This window comes from Zhihengliuella alba (assembly GCF_039538765.1).
Taxonomy (GTDB): domain Bacteria; phylum Actinomycetota; class Actinomycetes; order Actinomycetales; family Micrococcaceae; genus Zhihengliuella; species Zhihengliuella alba.
Genome location: NZ_BAABCJ010000001.1, coordinates 431,385 through 451,421 on the forward strand (window position 1 = coordinate 431,385; position 20,037 = coordinate 451,421).

Consider the following 20,037-nt stretch of genomic DNA (forward strand, 5'->3'; position numbering starts at 1 on the left):
CGTTCAGAAGGACACAGACCCGCGTGCGCGTAGTGACGATCATCCCGACTTACAACGAACTCGAGGCGCTGCCCGTGACGCTCGGACGCCTCCGCGCAGCGGTCCCGGAGTCCGACGTCCTGATCGCGGACGACAACAGCCCGGACGGGACCGGCGAGCTCGCCGACCGTCTGGCCGCGGAGGACCCGCAGATCCACGTCATGCACCGCAAGGGCAAGGAGGGTCTGGGCGCCGCCTACATCGCCGGGTTCCGGTGGGCGCTGGAGCGGGACTACGACGTCGTGGTGGAGCTGGACGCCGACGGATCCCACCGGCCGGAGGATCTGCCGCGCCTGCTGGCGGAGGTCGACCGGGCCGATCTGGTCATCGGCTCCCGCTGGGTGCCGGGCGGCAGCGTCGTCAACTGGCCGCTGCACCGGAAGCTCATCTCCCGGGCCGGCTCGCTCTACTCGCGGACCATGCTCGGCCTCAGCGTCCGTGACATCACGGCCGGGTTCCGCGCCTTCCGGCGCGAGACCCTCGAGGCGATCGACTTCGACCAGATCGAGTCCGTCGGCTACGGATTCCAGGTGGACATGACCTTCCGCGTGGCCCGGATGGGCCGACGGATCGTCGAGGTCCCCATCACCTTCGTCGAGCGGGAGCTGGGCGTCTCCAAGATGAGCGGCAACATCGTCGTGGAAGCCATGCTCAACGTGACCAAGTGGGGTCTGAGCGCCCGCGCGGGGCGTCTCGCGGAGCGCTTCGGCCGGCGCGGCTGAACGCCTGGCCCGCTGACGCGGAAGAGCCCCGCACCATCGCTTGCTGCTAAGCGATGGTGCGGGGCTCTTCCGTCGGGGGAGCGCCGGCCGGCGCCGGGCCCCTACTTCTTCTGTGCTTCGACGGCCTCGCCGCGGGCGGTGCGCAGCTTCTCGAGGCGGTCCTGGAGGATCTCCTCGAGCTCCTCGGTGGACCGACGCTCCAGGAGCATGTCCCAGTGGGTGCGGACCGGCTTCTCGTTGGACTCGTCCGGCCGCTCACCGTTGACGAGGAGCGCTTCCTTGCCGCTCTTGGAAACCCAGGTGGCCGGGATCTCGGCCTCGGCGGCGAACGTCACGAAGACCTGCTCGCCGTCCTCGGTGCGGTACTCGACGCGCTGACGCGGCGCCGGCTCGACACCGGACTCGGACTCCATGCTCTGTGCGCCCAGGCGCATACCGCGCAGACTGCGATCGCTCATTTTTCTCCCTACTGCGTCTAGTAACGCTTGACGACGATGGAGTTAACGGCCGGGGGAGACGTGGAATTCCCCGCCGGCTTCTGTCCAGCACACCAGTATACGGGCTGCGCGGGCCGTGGGTCGCGCCGGAGCGCGACCCACGGGCCCTACACGCCGGGTGACGGCTGACCAGCGGCCGGCGTCGCGCCGCGATCGGGCGTCCCGTCCCCGTCCGGCTGGATGTTGCCGAGGACCCCGCCGATGCCGCGCAGTGCCTCGCCGACCTCGCTCGGGATGATCCAGAGCTTGTTGCTGTCGCCCTCGGCGATCTTCGGCAGGGTCTGAAGGTACTGGTAGGCCAGCAGCTTCTGGTCCGGGTTGCCGGCGTGGATCGCGTCGAAGACACGCTGGATCGCCTGGGCCTCGCCGTCGGCGCGCAGGACGGACGCCTTCGCGTCGCCCTCGGCCGCGAGGATGGCGGCCTGGCGCTGGCCCTCTGCGGTGAGGATCTGGGACTGCTTCGTGCCCTCGGCGGTGAGGATCGCGGCACGGCGGTCACGCTCGGCGCGCATCTGCTTCTCCATGGAGTCCTGGATCGAGAGGGGCGGGTCGATCGCCTTGAGCTCGACGCGGGAGACGCGGATGCCCCACTTGCCGGTGGCCTCGTCCAGCACGCCGCGCAGTTGCCCGTTGATCTGGTCGCGACTGGTCAGGGCCTCCTCGAGATTCAGGCCGCCGACCACGTTACGCAGTGTCGTGGTGGTGAGCTGCTCGACTGCCTGGATGTAGTTGGCGATCTCGTAGGTCGCGGCGCGCGGCTCTGTGATCTGGAAGTACACGACCGTGTCGATCGACACCACGAGGTTGTCCTCCGTGATGACGGGCTGCGGGGGGAAGCTGACGACCTGCTCGCGGAGATCGAGCAGGGGGAGCAGCCGGTCCACGAAGGGGATGAGGATCGTCAGGCCGGGACCGAGGGTCCGCTGGTACTTGCCGAGCCGCTCGACGATTCCGGCGCGCGCCTGCGGCACGATCCGGATGGACCGGATGAGGATCACGATCACGAAGATCGCGAGGACGATCAGGACGATCGACGTCCCCAGACTGTTCGAGCTGGACATGGTCTACCTCTTTCTGGAAGGAGTGCGCGGCGGCCTGCTGCCGCGGCAGGAGGGCAGGGCGCTCATGCCCGGCGCTCCACGATGTAGGCGGTGGCCCCGTCGATCCGGATGACACGCCCGTAGGCGCCGGGCTCGAGCGTGGAGTCGCCCTCGACCCGGGCGGTCCAGGTCTCGCCGCCGATCTTCGCGCGGCCGCTCAGGCGCGACGTCGGTTCGAGCACCAGGGCGTCCTGGCCGATCAGCCGGTCCACGTTGGTGAGTTGGTCGGCCGGACTGCGTCTCAAGTGCCGCATGGCGATGGGCCGGATGAAGAGGATGGTGACCGCGGAGAGCACGCAGAACACCAGCGTCTGCAGCCAGAACGGGCCGCCGGCCAGATCGACGAACACCGCCCCCAGGGCGCCGGTCGCCAGCATGATGAAGTACAGGTCCAGCGACATGACTTCGATGACCGCCAGGATCAGGAAGATCGAGAGCCAGAAGGCCCAGCTGTTGGCGACAATCCACTCAAGCATCGCTCGTCACCGCATCGTTCGGGAGGGCACTCGCCGCCCTCGATGACTCCATCTTGCCCCATGACGCCGCCGTCGTCTGTCCGCCGGGAGGACGATCTTCGCGCTCCAGGCCCCTGCGCCCGCTCATCGGTCGGTGGCCTGCGGTCCTCGGCGCCGGAAGGACTGGATGCGGAAGGCCGCTGTGGCCGTCAGCGGCAGGGCCGACTGATCCAGTCGCGCCTGGATCCGGTCCCGGTCCGCGTGGTGCCCGGCGGGGCCCATCAGGGCCAGGTCGACGGCGTGGACGCCGTCCAGCTCGAGCGTCGATTCGACCGAGGTGGAGTCGATCCGCTCGAAGGCATCCGTCAGGCGTTCGCCGACGGCCTCCTCCTTGCCGCCCGCTATCCCGAGCATCCCCAGTCGGTCGCGGACCTCGGCCAGGTGGTGCGGCAGCGGTGTGACGACGACGGCGAGGCCGCCGGGGCGCACGATCCGCCGGTACTCGGCCCCGTTGCGTGGGGCGAAGACGTTCAGGAGGACGTCCGCGCCGGCATCGCGCAGAGGGAGCCGCCGCCAGAGGTCCCAGACCAGCGCCGTGGTGTGCGGCACACGCGCCGCGCGCCGCATCGCGTAGCGAGAGATGTCCAGGGCCGCGGCCTGCACCCCGGGAGCGTACGACTCCAGCGCGTCGATCGTGCGGGCAAGGTAGAAGCCGGTACCGGCTCCCGCGTCCACGATCCGCACCGGCCCGGCGGCGGGATCGGGAGCTCCCCGCCGTCCGCCGGCGATGTCGAGATGTTCCAGTACCTGGTCCGCGACCGCGTCCGCGAGCGCGTCGTAGTACCCTGCGGCCTGGAAGGACGCCCGCGCGGCGACCATCTCGGCCGTGTCCTCCCGGAACTTCGTTCCGCGGCCGGTGAGCAGATTGAAGTACCCCTGTTTGGCGGCGTCGTAGCGGTGGCCCGAGGCGCAGCTCAGCCTGCGGGGCTCGGTTCGCTCGAGCGGACCGGCGCAGACGGGACAGGCGAGCAGGCCGCGGTCCTCCGGGCTCGGGACGGGGACGACGGGGGGAGTGGTCCCCGGGGCACGAGCGGGCTCCGGCATGGAGTCGCCCACGTCAGAAGCCTAGACCCACGCGCGCGGGCTCGACGTCTGGTGCGGCCCATCGCTGGGCGTACTCCGCCGTGGAGCAGAGACTCCGCGTACTCGCCTTGTCGATGTACACGATGCCGTCGAGGTGATCCGTCTCGTGCTGGAAGATCCGGGCCGGCCAGCCGTGCAGCTCGCGCTCGACGGACTCGCCCGATGGAGTGCTGTAGCGGGCCACGATGTCCGCCGGCCGGCCGACGACGCCCGCGTAGCCGGTGAAGGACAGGCAGCCCTCGAAGAACTCGGCCCGGCGGTCCCCGACGGGGCGGAAGGAGGGGTTGAGGGCTGCGAAGTACTGCAGCGGCGTACGCTCGCGCAGGCGGGCCGTCTCGGGATCGGGGACGGAGGCGGCGTCCTCGAGGACCGCGATGCGCACGCCGAGTCCCAGCTGCGGTGCGGCGAGACCGACGCCGGGGGCGGCGTGCATGGTGGCGCGCATCATCGCCAGCAGTCGGGCGAGCGTGGCGGCGTCGAGCTCGTCCTCGTAGGGGAGTGCCGGGGCACGGAGCGCCGGGTGGCCCAGCTGGACCACCGTCGGCAGCTCGCCGGCGTCGTAGGCTTCGATCAGTCTGAGGGCTGGCTCGATCCAGGGTGCTTGGCTCACAGTGCCATTCTGCCGGACGCGGGCGGGCGCCGCAGACTCAGCGGACGACGTCGTAGACCAGTTTCTGGACCCCGTTGGCGTACACCGCGCTGTCGACGAGATCGAGTCGCTGCGCAGCCTTGTCCGCCGCGCTGAAGTAGTGCTTCCCGGCTCCGAGGAGCACCGGGAACACCAGCAGGTGGAATCGGTCGACGAGCCCGGCATCCGTCAGGCTCCGGACGAGTTCCCCGCTGCCGTGGATGATGATCGGCTCGCTGGCCTGGTCCTTCGCGGCTGCGACGTCGTCCACGCCGCGGAGGATGTCGATGCGCCCCCAGTCGGTCACGAGGTCCGCCGGGTCCAGCGTTGTGGAGACCACATATTTGGGCATCGCGTTGTAGCGGGGGAACTCTGCCTCCATCGAGGGCCACACGGGCGCGAACGCCTGATAGCTCCGGCGGCCGAGCATGAGTGACCCGGCCTGCTGCTGCTCCATGGCCTTCAGCTCGTAGGCTTCCTCCACGAAGTCGATGTCCTTGAACGTCCAGCCCGCATTCCGATATCCGTCCTCGCCGCCGGGCGCCTCCATGACGCCGTCCTGCGAGACGAAGGCGGTGGCGATCAGCTGTGCCATGGTTCTCCTCGGGTCGATCGGGTCGATGGACTCGAGCGCCAGACTAGCTCGGCCGGGAACCCTGCGGTAGCCCCCAACGGGTCCCTCAGAAACCACCGATAATGTACATTATGTCAAGTTATCCGGAGTGGACCCCAAGGAGGGGTCGGGATCGCATCCCCTTCCGCTACCGGAATCAACTGCGGTGCCGGCCGTGCCTCTCGAGACCAACGCCGTGATCCGGCGTCGCTCAGGATCCGAGCAGTCTGCCGATGCCGTAGCAGCCCGCAGCCCAGAGAACGCTCGAGAACGTCCCCAGGATGAATCTCTCGGCGGCGGCATGGTCCTTCAGCTCAGCGAATCGACCCAGCCCCTTGACGGCGAGGACCACGGCGAGCCCCTCGGGCCAGGCGGCCCAGAGCGTCGCCGCGATGGCGACGCGCTCCAGGAGCCCGATCCACAGTCCGCCACGCAGAACCCCGGGGCTGCTCGGCTCGCCGACCGGATGGGGCGTCCCGTCCGGGCCCTTGAAGGAGGCCCACCGGAAGACGGCCTCGGTGACATGGCTTCCGCCGAGCATTGCGGCCGCGGTGCTGATGAGGACTGCCGCCACCACCGGTGCAGCGCCGCCGGCAGCGGCGCCGATCGCGGCCGCTACGGCCGCGAGGCCGAGCAGCCCGGCGAGGATGATGGCCCACGCGGTGGTGCGCCGACGGAAGGACTTCGCCCCCGGAGGCGTGAAGAGGAACGCCCCGAGCACGCACACCGCCAGGAGCAGGATGACGCCGGCGCCCATCACAGCCCCTCTCCCCCGACGACATCCGACTCGGGCGCCGCCGCTTCGTGCACGTTCCTCCTGGGTGCGCCCTCGACGTGCTCGAGGGCGCGCGCCGTCAGCTCAGAGAGATGCTCGACCTCGTACCAGAGCCCGTGGGCCAGACGACTGGACACTGCCTGCTGGCTGATGCCGAGCGTCCGGGCCACTTCGCTCTGCGTCCTGCCGGCGCGCACGAGGACGCCCGCCTCCACCGCGGTCCGCGTCCGCCGTGCTGCAACCGCTCCCATCAATTGGAGCTCGGCCTCGATGCGCGCCAAGTCGGGCGACTCCCCCGCCACGGCGATGTGTCCGCCGGAGGCCTTGGCACGCTCCACGGCATCCCGTGCGTACTCGAACGCGGGACCACGACCGGCACGCGTCTCCTGCGGCATGGGCGTCTCCACTGGGCCCACGCCGATCCCCACGCTCCAGGACTCCCCGGAGGCCAGGTCCAGGGCGATCCGGACGACTGCCTCGGCATCGTCCAGGACTCCCTGGATCTCGTCGCCGGCAGTCCGCTCGAAGCCTCGACGCGTTGGCGCGGAGGCCAGCGTGGAAAGGAGCTCCGCGACGAGGTCCGGACCCCGCCGGGACCGCCTCTGGTCGATCGTCATGACGTACATTCCACAAAACTAGCAGTTTGTAAACTCTGCGACAAGGGCTCTGGTTTGTCCGGATGTCCGGCGGGTGCCCGACCCCTCGTCGTCACTGGGCTGAGCCGCCACTAGACTGAGCCACTAAACTGAGGGGCATGCGACCCGTCTGGCTTCTGCTCATCGATCTGGCACTCGTCGTCGGTTTCGCGGCGCTGGGCCGACAGCAGCACGACCTTCCCCTGACCGCCCCGGGCATCCTCGCCACGGCCGCCCCGTTCATGATCGCACTCGTCGCCATGTCGGCCGTGAGCCATTTCCCGCGGACGCACTCGCGCCTCTGGCCGCAGGGCGTCCTGGTCTGGGCGGGCACGGTGTCCTTCGGCCTGGCCCTGCGCCTCCTGTTCGGAGATACAGCCGCCGTCGCCTTCGTCGTCGTGGCCACGGTCAGCCTCGGCGTTCTGCTCCTCGGCCGCCGTGCACTCTCCGGACTCGCCCTGCGCCGCGCCTCCGCGAGGTCTACAGCCGCTTCGTAGACGAGCGCTCCCCCGCCCGGACGCCTAGGATGGGCGGAGAGCACCCTGCACGGGGTACCGACGAGATCGAGGTTGAGATGGTTACCGCTTTTGTCATGATCAAGGCCCGGACGGACAGCATTCCGGAATGCGCCCAGGAACTCTCGGAGATCGACGGCGTCAGCGAGGTCTACTCGGTCTCCGGCGACTGGGATCTCATCGCCATCGTCAGGATCCGCCACTACGAGAACCTGGCCGAGGTGATCTCCAACCGCGTCAGCAAGGCCGACGGCGTCGTGGAGACCACCACCCATCTGGCCTTCCGGGCCTTCTCGCAGCACGACCTCGACGCGGCCTTCTCACTCGGCCTCGAGTAGAGACCCCCTCCGCGCCGGACGAGTCCACCGGAGGAAGGGCAGGACAGAGAGGGGTGTGCCCCGTCGCCGCTGCGACGGGGCACACCCCTCTGCTCGTGCAGCCCACCGCCCGAGCCGCTCCCGGGCATGACCTGCCGCTCCCCCGTGCGGTCCACTCCCCCGTCGCGGATCACCCTGAGGACTGTTCAGGCCGTCGCGGTCGATGTCCCACGATGTCGGGCACGACGAAGAGCGGCGGCCGCCGGGTCCGAGACCCGGCGGCCGCCGCTCTGTGCTGGAGATCCGGCCTACTGGCCGAGCTCGTCGTGCGACCCGGCCGCCACGGCGTGGTGACCGTGGTGCGAGCGCGCCTCCTCCAGCTCGGCCCGTGTCACCGGCGCGACACGATCCTCGAAGAAGAACTTCGAGATCTTGCCGCGGAGCTTCTCGGAACGGCTCACGTGACCCGCCCGGTCCGGCTGCGGCGGAAGGACCTGGTAGGAGTCGAACGACGTCAGCTTGTAGAGCTTGTAGTCGTCGATCTGCTCGTGGCGCTCGCTGAACGCGCCCTCCGGGGACATCTCGATGATGCCGGCCTCCCGGCCGTGCAGGACGATGTCGCGGTCCTTGCGCTGCAGCGCCAGGGCGATGCGGCGGGCCACGATGAACCCGAGGATCGGGCCGAGGAAGAAGAGCGTCCGCAGCCAGTACGTCACGTCGTTCAGGGCCACGTGGAAGTGCGTGGCGATGAGGTCGGACGAGGCCGCCGCCCAGAGCACGCAGTAGAAGACGACGCCGGCGACACCCACGCCCGTGCGGAACGGGGCGTTGCGCGGACGGTCGAGCAGGTGGTGCTCGCGGTCGTCCTTGGTGACCCACCGCTCGATCCAAGGCCACACGAACATCGCGCCGAGCAGGCCCACGAGGACCAGCGCCGGAACCAGGACACCCATGGCCAGGGTGTTGTCGCCCCACGGGAACGGAATGATCCAGTCGAAGCTGAAGTCGCCCAGCATGCCGGGCATCAGGCGCAGGGCGCCATCGGCCCAGCCGATGTACCAGTCGGGCTGGGTGCCCGCGGAGACCGGCGACGGATCGTAGGGCCCGTAGTTCCAGATGGGGTTGATGGTGAAGAAGCCCGAGATGAGCCCGACCACGCCGTAGACGATGAAGAAGAAGCCACCGGCCTTGGCCGCGTAGACCGGACCCACAGGGAAGCCGACGACATTGTCCTCGGTGCGACCCGGGCCCGCCCACTGCGTGTGCTTGTGCACGACGACCATGAAGAGGTGTACCGCCACCATGAGCAGGATCAGGGCCGGGATCAGCATGATGTGCAGCATGTAGAGCCGGCCGACGATCGCCGTGCCCGGGAACTCACCACCGAACATGAAAGCCGACACGTAGGTGCCGACGACCGGGATCGCCTTGATGATGCCGTCGATGATGCGCAGGCCGTTACCGGAGAGCAGGTCGTCCGGGAGCGAGTAGCCGGTGAACCCGGCGGCCATGGCCAGGACGAGGAGGACGCCGCCGACGACCCAGTTCAGCTCGCGCGGCTTGCGGAAGGCGCCCGTGAAGAAGACGCGCAGCATGTGCACGGAGACAGCAGCGACGAACAGCAGCGCCGACCAGTGGTGGAGCTGGCGCATGAAGAGGCCGCCACGGATGTCGAAGCTCAGGTCCAGCGCCGTGTGGTAGGCGACGGACATGCCGACGCCCTTGAGCGGATCGTAGGAGCCGTTGTACGTCGTGTGCGCCATCGAGGGGTCGAAGAACAGCGTCAGGAACGTGCCCGAGATCAGCAGGATGACGAAGGTGTACAGGGCCACTTCGCCGAACATGAAGGACCAGTGGTCCGGGAAGATCTTGCGGCCGAACTCCTTGACCATGCCGGACGCGCCGACGCGCTGGTCGACGAAGTCCGCGATACGGCCCGTGCGGGTCGCCGGCTGGTACTGATGTGAAGGGGTGCTCATGAGGATTAACCACGCTCCCAGTAGCCGGGTCCGACAGGTTCATGGAAATCGCTGCGTGCGACGAGGTAGCCCTCGTCGTCGACCGTGATCGGCAACTGCGGCAGCGGGTGCGCGGCCGGGCCGAAGATGACCTTGCACTCCTGCGTCAGGTCGAACGTCGACTGGTGGCAGGGGCACAGCAGGTGGTGGGTGTGCTGCTCGTAGAGGGCCACCGGGCAGCCGACGTGCGTGCAGATCTTGGAGTAGGCGACGATGCCGTCGTAGTGCCAGTCCTCGCGCTCCGGCGAGATCTCCATCTTGTCCGGGTGCAGGCGCATCAGGAGGACGACGGCCTTGGCCTTCTCGTTCAGCGGGTCCTCGAGCTCGTTGAGACCCTCGGGGATGACGTGGAAGGCGGAGCCGATCTGCACGTCGGAGGCCTTGATCGGGGTGCCGACCGGGTCCCGCGTCAGGCGGACGCCCTCGTCCCAGGCGGTGTGGCGCAGGCGCTCGACGATCTCGCCGGCCGAGGCCTTCGTGAGGTCCAGGTCGCGGAGGATGAACAGCGCGGGCAGCGGGGCCAGCGCGATCGCACCGATCAGGGTGTTGCGGATCAGCGGGCGACGCTTGATGCCCGACTCCTCGAGCACCGTGTCGATGATCTCCTCGGCGTCCCGGCGGTCCTCCTCCGTGCGGACCTCGTGCCGCGACTCGGCGATCTCGTGGTCCGGCATGAGGGTGCGTGCCCAGTGGACGATGCCCACACCGATGCCCAGCATGGCGAAGGCCGTGCCCAGGCCCAGCAGCATATTCTGCAGCCGCGTCTCCGCGATCGACTCCGCGTGGCCGACGGCGAAGTAGCCGACCAGGAAGAGGATCGTGCCGATCATGGAGATCGCGAACAGAATGCCGACCTGGCGCTCTGCACGCTTGGCAGCCCGCGGCTCAGTATCCGTCAAGCGGGGTCGATGCGGCGGAAGGCCCGGATCCTGGATCGTATCCACGGAGCCGGCCTGAGCCTTAGCGACGGCACCCGCTTCCTGCGGACTGCCGTGACTCTGGTCGCCCATGTTGTCTCTCATCCTTTATCTCAAAAATGTTCTCGGTACGTAGTGAGGCGGCGCTTAGGCCCGTCGCCACGGCTCAGGAGGGACGCGAGGTCAGCCAGATGGTGAAGGCGATGATGATGCCCAGGCCCGCGGTCCAGACGAAGAGGCCCTCGGAGACAGGACCCAGCGAGCCCAGCTCGGCGCCGCCCGGCGAACCGGTCGCCTCGACCTCCTTGAGGAACGTGATCACGTCGCGCTTGTCCTCGGGGGTGATGTTCGAGTCATTGAAGACCGGCATGTTCTGCGGGCCGGTGGCCATGGCCTCGTAGATGTGCTTCTCCGTGACGCCGTCCAGCGACGGGGCGAACTTGCCGCGGGTCAGCGCGCCGCCGGCACCGACGGCGTTGTGGCACATGGCGCAGTTGACGCGGAAGATCTCGCCGCCCTCGGCGGAGTTGCCCAGGCTGCTGTCGAGCCACTTCGACTCCGGCACTGCGGGGCCGGGGGCGAGGGACGCGACGTACGCGGCGAGCTGGCGGGTCTGTTCCTCATCGAACTGGACCGGCTTGGCCTGGGCCTGGGGGCCCTGCATCTGCATGGGCATGCGCCCTGTGCCGACCTGGAAGTCGACCGACGCGGCGCCGACGCCGATCAGCGAGGGACCAGAATCCGTGCCCTCGGCGTTCATGCCGTGGCAGGTGGCGCAGTTGGCGATGAAGAGCTTGTTGCCCTCTTCGATGTCGCTCGCGCTGTAGGCGCTGGCGGCCTGAGCCTCGTTGACGCTGCTGGCGGCGGCGTACAGGCCACCGGTGACAAGCAGACCCATCAGGAGCAGCGCTACAGCGGCGAGCGGATGCCGGCGCTTTTGCGAAAGTGCCTTCACTTGCTGGTTCCTCACTAAATTATCTTGGAAGTTGGTGGAGCGTGGCCGGCCGGCAGGCCGGGGCCGACTACTTCAGGAAGTAGATGATCGCGAACAGTGCGATCCAGACCACGTCGACGAAGTGCCAGTAGTAGGACGTCACGATCGCCGAGGTGGCCTCGAAGTGGCCGAACTTCTTCGCGATGTAGGCGCGGCCGATGATCAGCAGGAAGGCGATGAGACCGCCGGTCACATGCAGACCGTGGAAGCCGGTGGTCATGTAGAACGCCGAGCCGTACGCGTTGGAGCTCAGGGAGACTCCGTGGTGCACCAGCTCGGTGTACTCGTACGCCTGCACGGAGACGAAGATGGCGCCCAGGATGAACGTGAGGATGAACCACTCGACCATGCCCCACTTCTTGAGGTTCATCAGCTTGCCCGTGCGGCGCGGCTGAAGGTTCTCAGCAGCGAAGACGCCGAACTGGCAGGAGAAGGAGCTCGAGACGAGGATGATCGTGTTGATCAGAGCGAACGGCACGTTCAGCTTGGCGCTCTCGGTCGCCCACAGTTCGGGCACTGCGGCGCGCAGCGAGAAGTACATGGCGAACAGCGCGGCGAAGAACATGAGCTCGCTGGCAAGCCAGACGACAGTTCCCACCGACACCATGTTGGGGCGGTTCGGTGCAGCGTGCACCGGGGCATTGAGGGCATGAGTCGCAGTTGTCACAGCCCCATTATGCCTATCCCGAGGGCCTCCGCACCAATGCGGCAGGGCCCGGGAGGCCCGTTTTTCCGCCGGTCAGGCGCTACATCCGCGGAATGACGGGCCAGAAACATTTGCGCGCTTTCTACAAATCGTAGATAACCTGTTGGCGTGTCAACGTTCAGCGCCGCCCCAGAGTTCCGAAACTGGCCATCGATCCTGTCTGCGCTGCTCGCCGGACAGGACCTCGCGGAGGACGACGCGGCGTGGGCGATGGGCGAGATCATGGCCGGCAACACCTCCGATGCGAGGGTCGCCGGCTTCCTCGTCGCGCTGCGCGCGAAGGGCGAGACCGTCGACGAGCTGGCCGGCCTGGTCGCCTCCATGCTCCAGGCCGCCCGCCCGCTCGAGATCGCGGGAGAGAAGCTGGACATCGTCGGGACCGGCGGCGACCGCCAGAACACCGTGAACATCTCCACGATGGCCGCCCTGGTCTGCGCCGGGGCCGGGGCGCGCGTGGTGAAGCACGGGAACCGGGCGTCCTCCTCGTCCTCCGGCTCCGCCGACGTCCTCGAGGCCCTCGGCGTCCGCCTGGATGTGCCGGTCGAGTCCCTCCCCCGCGTCCTGGACGCCGCGGGCATCACCTTCTGCTTCGCCCAGGTCTTCCACCCCTCGATGCGCTTCGCGGCGGTCCCCCGGCGCGAGCTCGGCACGGCCACCGTGTTCAACTTCCTGGGCCCGCTCACGAACCCCGCCGATCCGACGGCGTCGGCCATCGGCTGCGCCGACACACGCATGGCGCCGCTCATCGCGGGCGTCCTGGCCGCCCGCGGCCGCCGCGGCCTGGTCTTCCGGGGCGACGACGGCCTCGACGAGCTGACCACGACGTCGGGCAACCGTGTGTGGGAGGTCCGCTCGGGCGAGGTCGCGGAGTCGACACTCGACCCGCGGGAGCTCGGCCTGGGCCGCGTGACGATCGAGGACCTCCGCGGGGGCGACTCCGTGTACAACGCGCGGGTCGTGCGCGAGGTGCTGGACGGCTCCAGCGGCCCCGTACGCGACGCCGTCGTCCTCAACGCGGCCGCCGGCCTCCTGGCCTACGACGACGACGCCCAGGGGCCGCTGCAGGCGCGTCTGGAGTCCTCCCTGCGTCGCGCCGAGGAGTCCATCGACTCCGGCGCCGCGGCCGGGGCCCTCGAGCGCTGGATCGCCGCGACCCGCTGACCCGCCGGCTGGCCCCCCGGGGAGGCAGTTCGGCGCGCTGCGGCTCGTCCCCTACTGGCTCGTCCCCTACTGCGGATGCGCCTGCCCGGGCGTGCGACGGACCCCTGGACGCTGCAGCGGCACCCAGAGCTTGTATCGATCCGCCCGGTAGTAGGAGATCGAGTAGTCGACCAGCTCGCGCCGCACGTACGCGTGCCGCTGGATCTTCAGCAGCGGCGAGCCGCCGTCGACCGCCAGCAGCTGAGCGTTCCCGGCCGTCGCGGCCGTCGCCTCGATCTGGTCCTCGCCCCACTCCATGACCAGCCCGTAGCGCTCCTCGAGGCTGCTGTAGAGGCTCGTCGGGGCGGGCTCGTCGAGGAAGCCGGGCACCCGGTGCTTCGGCAGGTAGTTCTCGTCCAGGCTCATCGGCATGCCGTCGGCCAGGAGGAGCCGCCGGAAGCGCACGACCGGCGTGCCGTCGGCCAGCTCCATCTCCCGAGCGAGCCCGCCTGCCGCCGGGACCTCGTCGAAGCGCAGCACACGGGCTGCCGGGACCATGCCCCGTCGCTGCATCTCCTCGCTGTAGGAGGTGAGCTTGACCTGGAGGTCCATCTTCGGCCTGGCCACGAAGGTACCCAGGCCCACGACGCGTTCCAGCACGCCCTGCGCCACGAGCGAGTCGATGGCCTGGCGCAGCGTCATGCGGGCCACCGCGAACCGAGCGGTGAGTTCCCGTTCGGAGGGCAGGAGATCGCCGGGCTTGCAGGCGGTCCGGACGTGCTGGTGGAGGATCTCCCGCAGTTGCAGGTGCTTCGCCAGGCCCGAATGGGCATCGATGTCGCCGCTGATCGCGGCGGCCCTGATCTTCGCCACTGCAGTTCTCCTCCTCCGTCCGGGGACGCGAAAAGCGGGGCGGCGGCCTCCTGGACGGAGAGCCGCCGCCCCGCTCGACGCGGCGCTGATTGGTGCTTAGTGGGCGTGATCGCCGCGGCTGTACTCGTAGGTCCAGCCGATGACGCCGACGACGGCGAAGCCGGCCCCGATGTAGAGGATCCACCAGCCCACCGCGAGGCCCAGGAAGCTGATCGCGCATGCGGCGGCGAGGAAGATCGGCCACCAGCTCCACGGGGAGAAGGCCCCGATCACGCCGGCGTTCTCATGGATCTCCCCGTCGAGCCGGTCCTCGGGCCGGGGGCCCACTCGGCGCGCGGTGAACAGCAGATAACCGCCGATCATCATGGACAGGGCGACGAGCATGAGCAGCGCCGGGAAGCCGACCCACTCGTTCCACTCGGTCATCACGCCGTAGACGATCGCGACCGGGAGGAAGAAGAAGACGCCGCCCAGGAACAGCCAGGATTCGATCTTCATGATTTAGCTCTTGTCCTTCTGGTCGGCCGGACCGAAGACCCGCCCCGCCACGCTGTCCGGCGTGGAGCGGCCAGTCAGCTCCGGGTGATGCAGATCCAGCGCCGGACGCTCGGAGCGGATCCGCGGGATCGAATGGAAGTTGTGTCGCGGCGGCGGGCAGGAGGTCGCCCACTCGAGCGAGCCACCGAAGCCCCAGGGGTCGTCGACCTCGATCTTCCGCGCATGCCGGGCCGTGATCCAGACGTTCCAGAAGAACGGGATCATCGAGGCGCCCAGGACGAACGCGAACACCGTGGAGAACTGGTTCATCGTGGTGAACCCGTCCTCGACCATGTAGTCAGCGTAGCGGCGCGGCATACCGATGACGCCGAGCCAGTGCTGGATGAGGAACGTTCCGTGGAAACCCAGGAAGAGGAGCCAGAAGTGGATCTTGCCGAGGCGCTCGTTGAGCATGCGACCCGTCCACTTCGGCCACCAGAAGTAGAAGCCGGCGAACATCGCGAACACCACGGTGCCGAACACGACGTAGTGGAAGTGCGCCACGACGAAGTAGGTGTCGGAGAGGTGGAAGTCCAGCGGCGGCGCCGAGAGGATGATGCCGGTCAGGCCGCCGAAGAGGAACGTGGCCATGAAGCCGATGCTCCAGAGCATGGGGGTCTCGAACGTGATCGACCCCCGCCAGAGCGTACCGATCCAGTTGAAGAACTTCACGCCCGTCGGGACGGCGATGAGCATCGTCATGAAGCCGAAGAACGGCAGCAGGACGGCACCGGTCACGTACATGTGGTGGGCCCACACGGCGACGGACAGAGCGGCGATGGAGATCGTGGCGTACACGAGGCCCTTGTAGCCGAAGATCGGCTTGCGGCTGAACACCGGGAAGATCTCGGAGACGATGCCGAAGAACGGCAGCGCGATGATGTACACCTCGGGGTGGCCGAAGAACCAGAACAGGTGCTGCCACAGGATCGGTCCGCCGGCCTCCGGCGAGAAGATGTGCGCGCCGAAGCGCCGGTCCGCGCCGAGTCCGAAGAGGGCCGCGGCCAGCGGCGGGAAGGCCATCAGGACCAGAATCGCCGTGATGAGCGTGTTCCAGGTGAAGATCGGCATGCGCCACATGGTCATGCCGGGTGCGCGCAGGCAGATGATCGTGGTGATGAAGTTGACCGCGCCGAGGATCGTGCCGAAGCCCGAGAGCGCCAGGCCGAAGACCCAGAGGTCCCCGCCGACGCCCGGACTGAAGGTCGTGTTCGACAGCGGGGCGTAGGCGAACCAGCCGAAGGAGGCCGCGCCCTGCGGCGTGAGGTAGCCGGCGACGGCGATGGAGGAACCGAAGAGGAAGAACCAGAACGCCAGGGCGTTCAGCCGCGGGAACGCCACGTCGGGCGCTCCGATCTGCAGCGGCATGATCACGTTGGCGAAGCCGGCGAACAGCGGCGTCGCGAACATCAGCAGCATGATCGTGCCGTGCATCGTGAACAGCTGGTTGTACTGCTCCTTGGTCTGCAGGATGTTCATGCCCGGCTCGAAGAGCTCGGCGCGGATCAGCAGCGCCATCACGCCGCCGATGCAGAAGAACAGGAAGGAGGCGATCAGGTACATGTAACCGATCGTCTTGTGGTCCGTCGAGGTGATCCAGTTGACGACGATGCGTCCCTTGGACACCGGAACGACGCGAGGCGCGAGGCCCTTGGCCTCGTCAGTGGCGTACTCGTAGGTGGTCATTGGTCCTACTCCCCCTCGTCCGCAGTGGACTGCCGGGCGACTTCAGCGGGCTTCTTGTCGTACTCCTCGCCGAGGTGGCCGTCGGGAAGCGTCTGCAGGTAGTCCGTGAACTCGGACTCGGAGACGACCTCGACATTGAAGAGCATTTCCGAGTGGTATTCACCGCAGAGCTCGGTGCACTTGCCCTGGAACGTGCCCTCGACCTGGGGCGTGAGATGGATGTAATTGGTGCGGCCCGGGAACATATCCAGCTTCTGCAGGAAGGCCGGGATCCAGAAGCTGTGGATGACGTCGCGGCTGTTGAGCTGGAACTCGACGGGCACATCGACGGGCAGGTACAGGGTGGGGAGGTCCTCCTCCACGCCCGACTCACCGGTGAGGTGGGCCTGCTTGCCGGCGAAGTACTTCTCCTGGCCCTCGTACGAGTAGTTGAAGTCCCAGGCCCACTGCTTCGCCCGGACGTCGACGACGAGCGGCGAGTCGACGTGCTCGTTGACGGTGCGCTGCGTGTTGTCGGAGAAGAAGAAGAGCGTCAGGACCAACATCAGCGGCACGCCCGTGTAGAAGATCTCCAGCGGCAGGTTGTAGCTGAGCTGGCGCGGGTAGCCGGTGTCGTTCTTCCGGCGGCGGTAGGCCACGATGCACCAGATGATCAGCGCCCACGTCAGAAGGCCGATGGCGAGAGCCGCGATCCAGGAATTGACCCAGAGATCCTGCAGCATTCCCGTGTGATTGGTGTTGTCACGATCCTCGTTCGGCAGCCAGCCCCGCTGGGCTTGCTCCGAACACCCCGTCAACAACAGCGCACCGGTCGCGGCGAGTGCCAGGACCTTCGTCCTTGTCCGCCGGCGGCTGTTGGTTCGGTCTTGCGAACTCACAGACGGCCCTTCCTCTTTGTTTTAGTGCTGAATGATTCTTCGTCTGGACCCGTCCATCCGACGCCGGATGAGGGCGCGCCCGAAGGAAGCCTAGTTCTACTACTCGCTGTAGAGCTTACCGCGTGAGGGCCGTCTTTGCAGAAAGAAACTCCGGCGGCCCGGATGTGTCGCCAATCCGAGGTCACGCCGGAGTTTCAGTGCTGCACCGTCCGCTGTGCGGGCCGGCTCAGTGGAACGAGTCGCCGCAGGCGCACGAGCCGCCCGCATTCGGGTTGTCGATCGTGAAGCCCTGCTTGGAGATCGTGTCCTCGAAGTCGATGGAGGCGCCGTTGAGGTACGGGACGCTCATCTTGTCGATGACGACCTCGACGCCGTCGAACTCGCGGACCGCGTCGCCGTCGAGGATGCGCTCGTCGAAGTAGAGCTGGTAGATGAGGCCCGAACAACCGCCCGGCTGCACGGCGACACGCAGGCGGAGGTCGGTGCGCCCCTCCTGCTCGAGCAGGCTGCGCACCTTCTCGGCGGCGACGTCGGAGAGTTCGACGCCGTGGGTCGGCATCTCGGTGGCGTCCGCAGTGGCCTCGTTCGCGGTGGTGGTCATATTCAGTCCTCCATTGATGGTGTCGGGTGGCGGCGTTGCTGCCGTACTCCCTTCGACGTCCATTCTACGCCGGGGATCAAACCGCCGCCCGCTCCCCCTGGACCGCATTGAGGCGGGCCAGCAGCAGGGCCTCCGCCGTGACGGCCCGCTGGAATTCGCCCAGGTGCAGGGACTCGTTGGCGCTATGCGCCCTGGAGTCCGGGTCCTCGACGCCGGTCACCAGGATCTGCGCCTGCGGGAAGACCTCGGTCAGGTCCGCGATGAAGGGGATGGAGCCGCCGACACCCGTCTCGACGGGGGCATGGCCCCAAGCCTGCTCGAGGGCCCAGAGGCACGCCTGGGCGGCGGGTGCGGAGGTGTCCGTGGAGAAGGCGCTCCCCCGCTCCGTCACGTCGACGCGGACGGAGGCTCCGAAGAGGTCCTGCCGCTCGACGTGGCGCCGCAGCGCCTCGCCCGCGGTGACGGCATCCTGGCCGGGGGCGAGGCGGATGCTCACCTTGAACCTCGTGACGGGCACGAGCGTGTTGGAGGACACCGCGACCGAGGGGATGTCCATCCCGATGATCGAGAGCGCGGGCTTGTTCCACAACCGGTCGGTGAGCGGACCGGTCCCGGCCAGCCGGAGGCCGTCGACGGTCGACGCGTCGCGGCGGAAGTCCTCCTCGGGATAGTCGACGGTGGCGCTCTCCTCGGCCACGAGGCCCTCGACGGCCACGTTGCCGGCGTCGTCGTGGAAGGTGGAGATCAGGCGGCCCGCGATGGTCGGCGCGTCCAGCACCGGTCCCCCGAACATCCCGGAGTGGACGGCGTGGTCCAGGACGCGGACCTCGATCTCCGCGGCGGTCACGCCCCGCAGGCTCGTGGTGAGCGCCGGGGTGCCGATCCGCCAGTTGGTCGAGTCCGCCACGATGATGACGTCGGCGGCGAGCAGGTCCCGGTAGGCCTCGAGGAAGTTCCGGAAGCTCGGCGACCCGTGCTCCTCCTCCCCCTCGATGAAGAAGGTGACGCCGACCCCGAAGTCCTCGACGACGTCGAGCACCGCACGCAGCCCGGCGACATGCGCCATGATGCCGGCCTTGTCGTCGGCGGCCCCGCGCCCGTAGAGACGACCGTCCACCTCCGTCGCCTCGAACGCCGGCGTGTTCCAGAGGTCCGGGTCTCCCGGGGGCTGGACGTCGTGATGCGCGTAGAGCAGGATCGTCGGCTTGCCGGGCGCCGCGGGACGCCGGGCGACGACGGCCGGGCTGCCGTCCGCCCCGCTCGGCGTCGGAGCCGTGAGGATGCGGACGTCCTCGATGCCGGTGCTGCGGATCAGGTCGCGCACGGCCTCGGCGCTGCGGGTCAGCTCCCGGGCCTCGAAGGCCTCCCAGGCGATCCCGGGGATGGCGACGAGCTCCTTGAGCTCGGCGATGGTCTGATGGAATTCCTGCTCGACGCGGGCGGCGATGGCCGCCACGTCGACGTGGTTGTACGAAGTCATAGCTTCAGACTATCGCCGGTCGACGGCGGCTGTTTTCTACCTCACGCCCGGGTGCCGGTAGACTTCTGGGGTGTTTGGACGCAATAAGGACAAGGTCACAGCCGAGCCCACGGCCGCTGAAACCCCGGCATCGAACGAGCCGTCGAGCGGGGGCAAGGGAGCCCCTACCCCGCGGCGCAACGAGCAGGTCGCCCGCAACAAGCGGCCGCTGGTCTCCTCCGACAAGAAGGAGCGCCGCGAGCAGGAGCGGCGGCGCCGCATCGAGGCGCAGGAGCGCCTGCGCCTCGCGAACGAGACCGGCGACGACCGCTACATGATGCCCCGCGACAAGGGGCCGCAGAAGCGGTTCGCCCGCGATTTCGTGGACGCGCGCTGGATGATCGGCGAGTTCCTGATGATTATCATCTTCGCCTTCCTCATCGTCTCCTTCGCCTTCGTGGACAACCTGGCCGTGCAGGCCAACGTGACCATCGCCCTGTGGGTGGTGCTGCTTGTGACCATCCTCGACGCGTTCATCATGACCCGCCAGCTGAAGAAGCGCCTGGTGGCGGAGTTCGGCCACCACGAGCGCGGGGTCCTCTGGTACGCCGCCATGCGCGGCCTGCAGTTCCGCAAGATGCGGCTGCCGAAGCCGATGGTCAAGCGGGGCGGCGCGCCCCGCGACTGACCGGGCCGGCACCGCGGAGTACGACGGCGGGTCCCCTCCCGCGCTCTCGAGCGCAGGTGGGGACCCGCCGTCGTTCTGCCCCTCCGGGCCCGGGGCCCGGC

Annotated in this window: 23 protein-coding genes; 5 read left to right on the forward strand and 18 right to left on the reverse strand. The window is 68.4% G+C overall.

The window, feature by feature from the left end:
- The first annotated feature begins 23 nt into the window (after positions 1-23).
- Complete coding sequence (locus ABD784_RS01910; protein ID WP_344879142.1) at positions 24-761, forward strand: polyprenol monophosphomannose synthase; 738 nt, start codon at positions 24-26, stop codon at positions 759-761.
- Positions 762-862: 101 nt separating this feature from the next.
- Here ABD784_RS01910 and ABD784_RS01915 read toward each other — a convergent pair whose 3' ends face one another.
- The 8 genes from ABD784_RS01915 to ABD784_RS01950 all read right to left on the reverse strand — a co-directional run bounded on the left by ABD784_RS01915 (position 863) and on the right by ABD784_RS01950 (position 6,598).
- Complete coding sequence (locus ABD784_RS01915; protein WP_344879145.1) at positions 863-1,219, reverse strand: RNA polymerase-binding protein RbpA; 357 nt, start codon at positions 1,217-1,219, stop codon at positions 863-865.
- Positions 1,220-1,365: 146 nt separating this feature from the next.
- Positions 1,366-2,319 (reverse strand): SPFH domain-containing protein, encoded by a 954-nt coding sequence (locus ABD784_RS01920; protein ID WP_344879148.1) that lies wholly within the window; start codon positions 2,317-2,319, stop codon positions 1,366-1,368.
- Positions 2,320-2,381: 62 nt separating this feature from the next.
- Positions 2,382-2,834, reverse strand: a complete 453-nt coding sequence (locus ABD784_RS01925) for an NfeD family protein (RefSeq protein ID WP_344879151.1) — start codon at positions 2,832-2,834, stop codon at positions 2,382-2,384.
- A 123-nt stretch (positions 2,835-2,957) separates the two neighbouring features.
- Positions 2,958-3,929 (reverse strand): putative RNA methyltransferase, encoded by a 972-nt coding sequence (locus ABD784_RS01930; RefSeq protein ID WP_344879154.1) that lies wholly within the window; start codon positions 3,927-3,929, stop codon positions 2,958-2,960.
- Between the two features lies 1 nt (position 3,930).
- Entirely contained in the window at positions 3,931-4,566 is a 636-nt protein-coding gene (locus ABD784_RS01935) for a peptide deformylase (protein WP_344879157.1), read from the reverse strand.
- Between the two features lie 37 nt (positions 4,567-4,603).
- Positions 4,604-5,179, reverse strand: coding sequence for a dihydrofolate reductase family protein (locus ABD784_RS01940; RefSeq protein WP_344879160.1), 576 nt, complete (start codon positions 5,177-5,179; stop codon positions 4,604-4,606).
- Between the two features lie 229 nt (positions 5,180-5,408).
- On the reverse strand, positions 5,409-5,954 hold the full coding sequence (locus ABD784_RS01945; RefSeq protein WP_344879163.1) for a hypothetical protein: 546 nt from the start codon (positions 5,952-5,954) through the stop codon (positions 5,409-5,411).
- Positions 5,954-6,598, reverse strand: a complete 645-nt coding sequence (locus ABD784_RS01950) for a hypothetical protein (RefSeq protein ID WP_344879166.1) — start codon at positions 6,596-6,598, stop codon at positions 5,954-5,956. The genes ABD784_RS01945 and ABD784_RS01950 overlap by 1 nt, the downstream gene beginning before the upstream one ends.
- A 128-nt stretch (positions 6,599-6,726) precedes the next feature.
- Here ABD784_RS01950 and ABD784_RS01955 point away from each other — a divergent pair, with 128 nt between their 5' ends.
- Positions 6,727-7,104 (forward strand): DUF3054 domain-containing protein, encoded by a 378-nt coding sequence (locus ABD784_RS01955; protein ID WP_344879168.1) that lies wholly within the window; start codon positions 6,727-6,729, stop codon positions 7,102-7,104.
- A 77-nt stretch (positions 7,105-7,181) separates the two neighbouring features.
- Entirely contained in the window at positions 7,182-7,460 is a 279-nt protein-coding gene (locus ABD784_RS01960; protein ID WP_344879171.1) for an Lrp/AsnC family transcriptional regulator, read from the forward strand.
- Positions 7,461-7,747: 287 nt separating this feature from the next.
- Here the strand turns inward: ABD784_RS01960 and qcrB are convergent, their stop codons facing one another.
- From qcrB to ctaE, 4 genes are all read right to left on the reverse strand, one after another.
- On the reverse strand, positions 7,748-9,418 hold the full coding sequence (gene qcrB, locus ABD784_RS01965) for a cytochrome bc1 complex cytochrome b subunit (protein ID WP_344879174.1): 1,671 nt from the start codon (positions 9,416-9,418) through the stop codon (positions 7,748-7,750).
- Between the two features lie 5 nt (positions 9,419-9,423).
- On the reverse strand, positions 9,424-10,467 hold the full coding sequence (gene qcrA / locus ABD784_RS01970; protein WP_344879177.1) for a cytochrome bc1 complex Rieske iron-sulfur subunit: 1,044 nt from the start codon (positions 10,465-10,467) through the stop codon (positions 9,424-9,426).
- Positions 10,468-10,540: 73 nt separating this feature from the next.
- On the reverse strand, positions 10,541-11,329 hold the full coding sequence (gene qcrC, locus ABD784_RS01975) for a cytochrome bc1 complex diheme cytochrome c subunit (protein ID WP_344879179.1): 789 nt from the start codon (positions 11,327-11,329) through the stop codon (positions 10,541-10,543).
- A 67-nt stretch (positions 11,330-11,396) separates the two neighbouring features.
- Entirely contained in the window at positions 11,397-12,035 is a 639-nt protein-coding gene (gene ctaE, locus ABD784_RS01980) for an aa3-type cytochrome oxidase subunit III (protein WP_344879182.1), read from the reverse strand.
- Between the two features lie 147 nt (positions 12,036-12,182).
- Here ctaE and trpD point away from each other — a divergent pair, with 147 nt between their 5' ends.
- A complete protein-coding gene (trpD, locus tag ABD784_RS01985; RefSeq protein ID WP_344879185.1) occupies positions 12,183-13,235 on the forward strand; it encodes an anthranilate phosphoribosyltransferase in 1,053 nt (350 codons plus the stop codon).
- 66 nt (positions 13,236-13,301) lie between these two features.
- On the opposite strand, the gene ABD784_RS01990 is transcribed toward trpD, so the two are convergent.
- The 6 genes from ABD784_RS01990 to ABD784_RS02015 form a co-directional block, all read right to left on the reverse strand.
- Positions 13,302-14,087 carry a GntR family transcriptional regulator gene (locus tag ABD784_RS01990; RefSeq protein ID WP_344879189.1) on the reverse strand — a complete coding sequence of 262 codons (786 nt, stop codon included), beginning with the start codon at positions 14,085-14,087 and terminating at the stop codon, positions 13,302-13,304.
- Positions 14,088-14,183: 96 nt separating this feature from the next.
- A complete protein-coding gene (locus ABD784_RS01995) occupies positions 14,184-14,585 on the reverse strand; it encodes a cytochrome c oxidase subunit 4 (protein ID WP_344879192.1) in 402 nt (133 codons plus the stop codon).
- A 3-nt stretch (positions 14,586-14,588) separates the two neighbouring features.
- Positions 14,589-16,310 (reverse strand): aa3-type cytochrome oxidase subunit I, encoded by a 1,722-nt coding sequence (gene ctaD, locus ABD784_RS02000; protein ID WP_344879195.1) that lies wholly within the window; start codon positions 16,308-16,310, stop codon positions 14,589-14,591.
- A 5-nt stretch (positions 16,311-16,315) separates the two neighbouring features.
- Positions 16,316-17,188 carry an aa3-type cytochrome oxidase subunit II gene (ctaC, locus tag ABD784_RS02005; protein WP_344879198.1) on the reverse strand — a complete coding sequence of 291 codons (873 nt, stop codon included), beginning with the start codon at positions 17,186-17,188 and terminating at the stop codon, positions 16,316-16,318.
- Positions 17,189-17,414: 226 nt separating this feature from the next.
- A complete protein-coding gene (locus ABD784_RS02010; protein ID WP_344879201.1) occupies positions 17,415-17,789 on the reverse strand; it encodes a HesB/IscA family protein in 375 nt (124 codons plus the stop codon).
- 76 nt (positions 17,790-17,865) lie between these two features.
- Complete coding sequence (locus ABD784_RS02015; RefSeq protein WP_344879204.1) at positions 17,866-19,269, reverse strand: dipeptidase; 1,404 nt, start codon at positions 19,267-19,269, stop codon at positions 17,866-17,868.
- 70 nt (positions 19,270-19,339) lie between these two features.
- Between ABD784_RS02015 and ABD784_RS02020 the strand changes: the two genes are divergently transcribed.
- Positions 19,340-19,936, forward strand: coding sequence for a DUF3043 domain-containing protein (locus ABD784_RS02020; protein ID WP_344879207.1), 597 nt, complete (start codon positions 19,340-19,342; stop codon positions 19,934-19,936).
- The last annotated feature ends 101 nt before the right edge of the window (positions 19,937-20,037 follow it).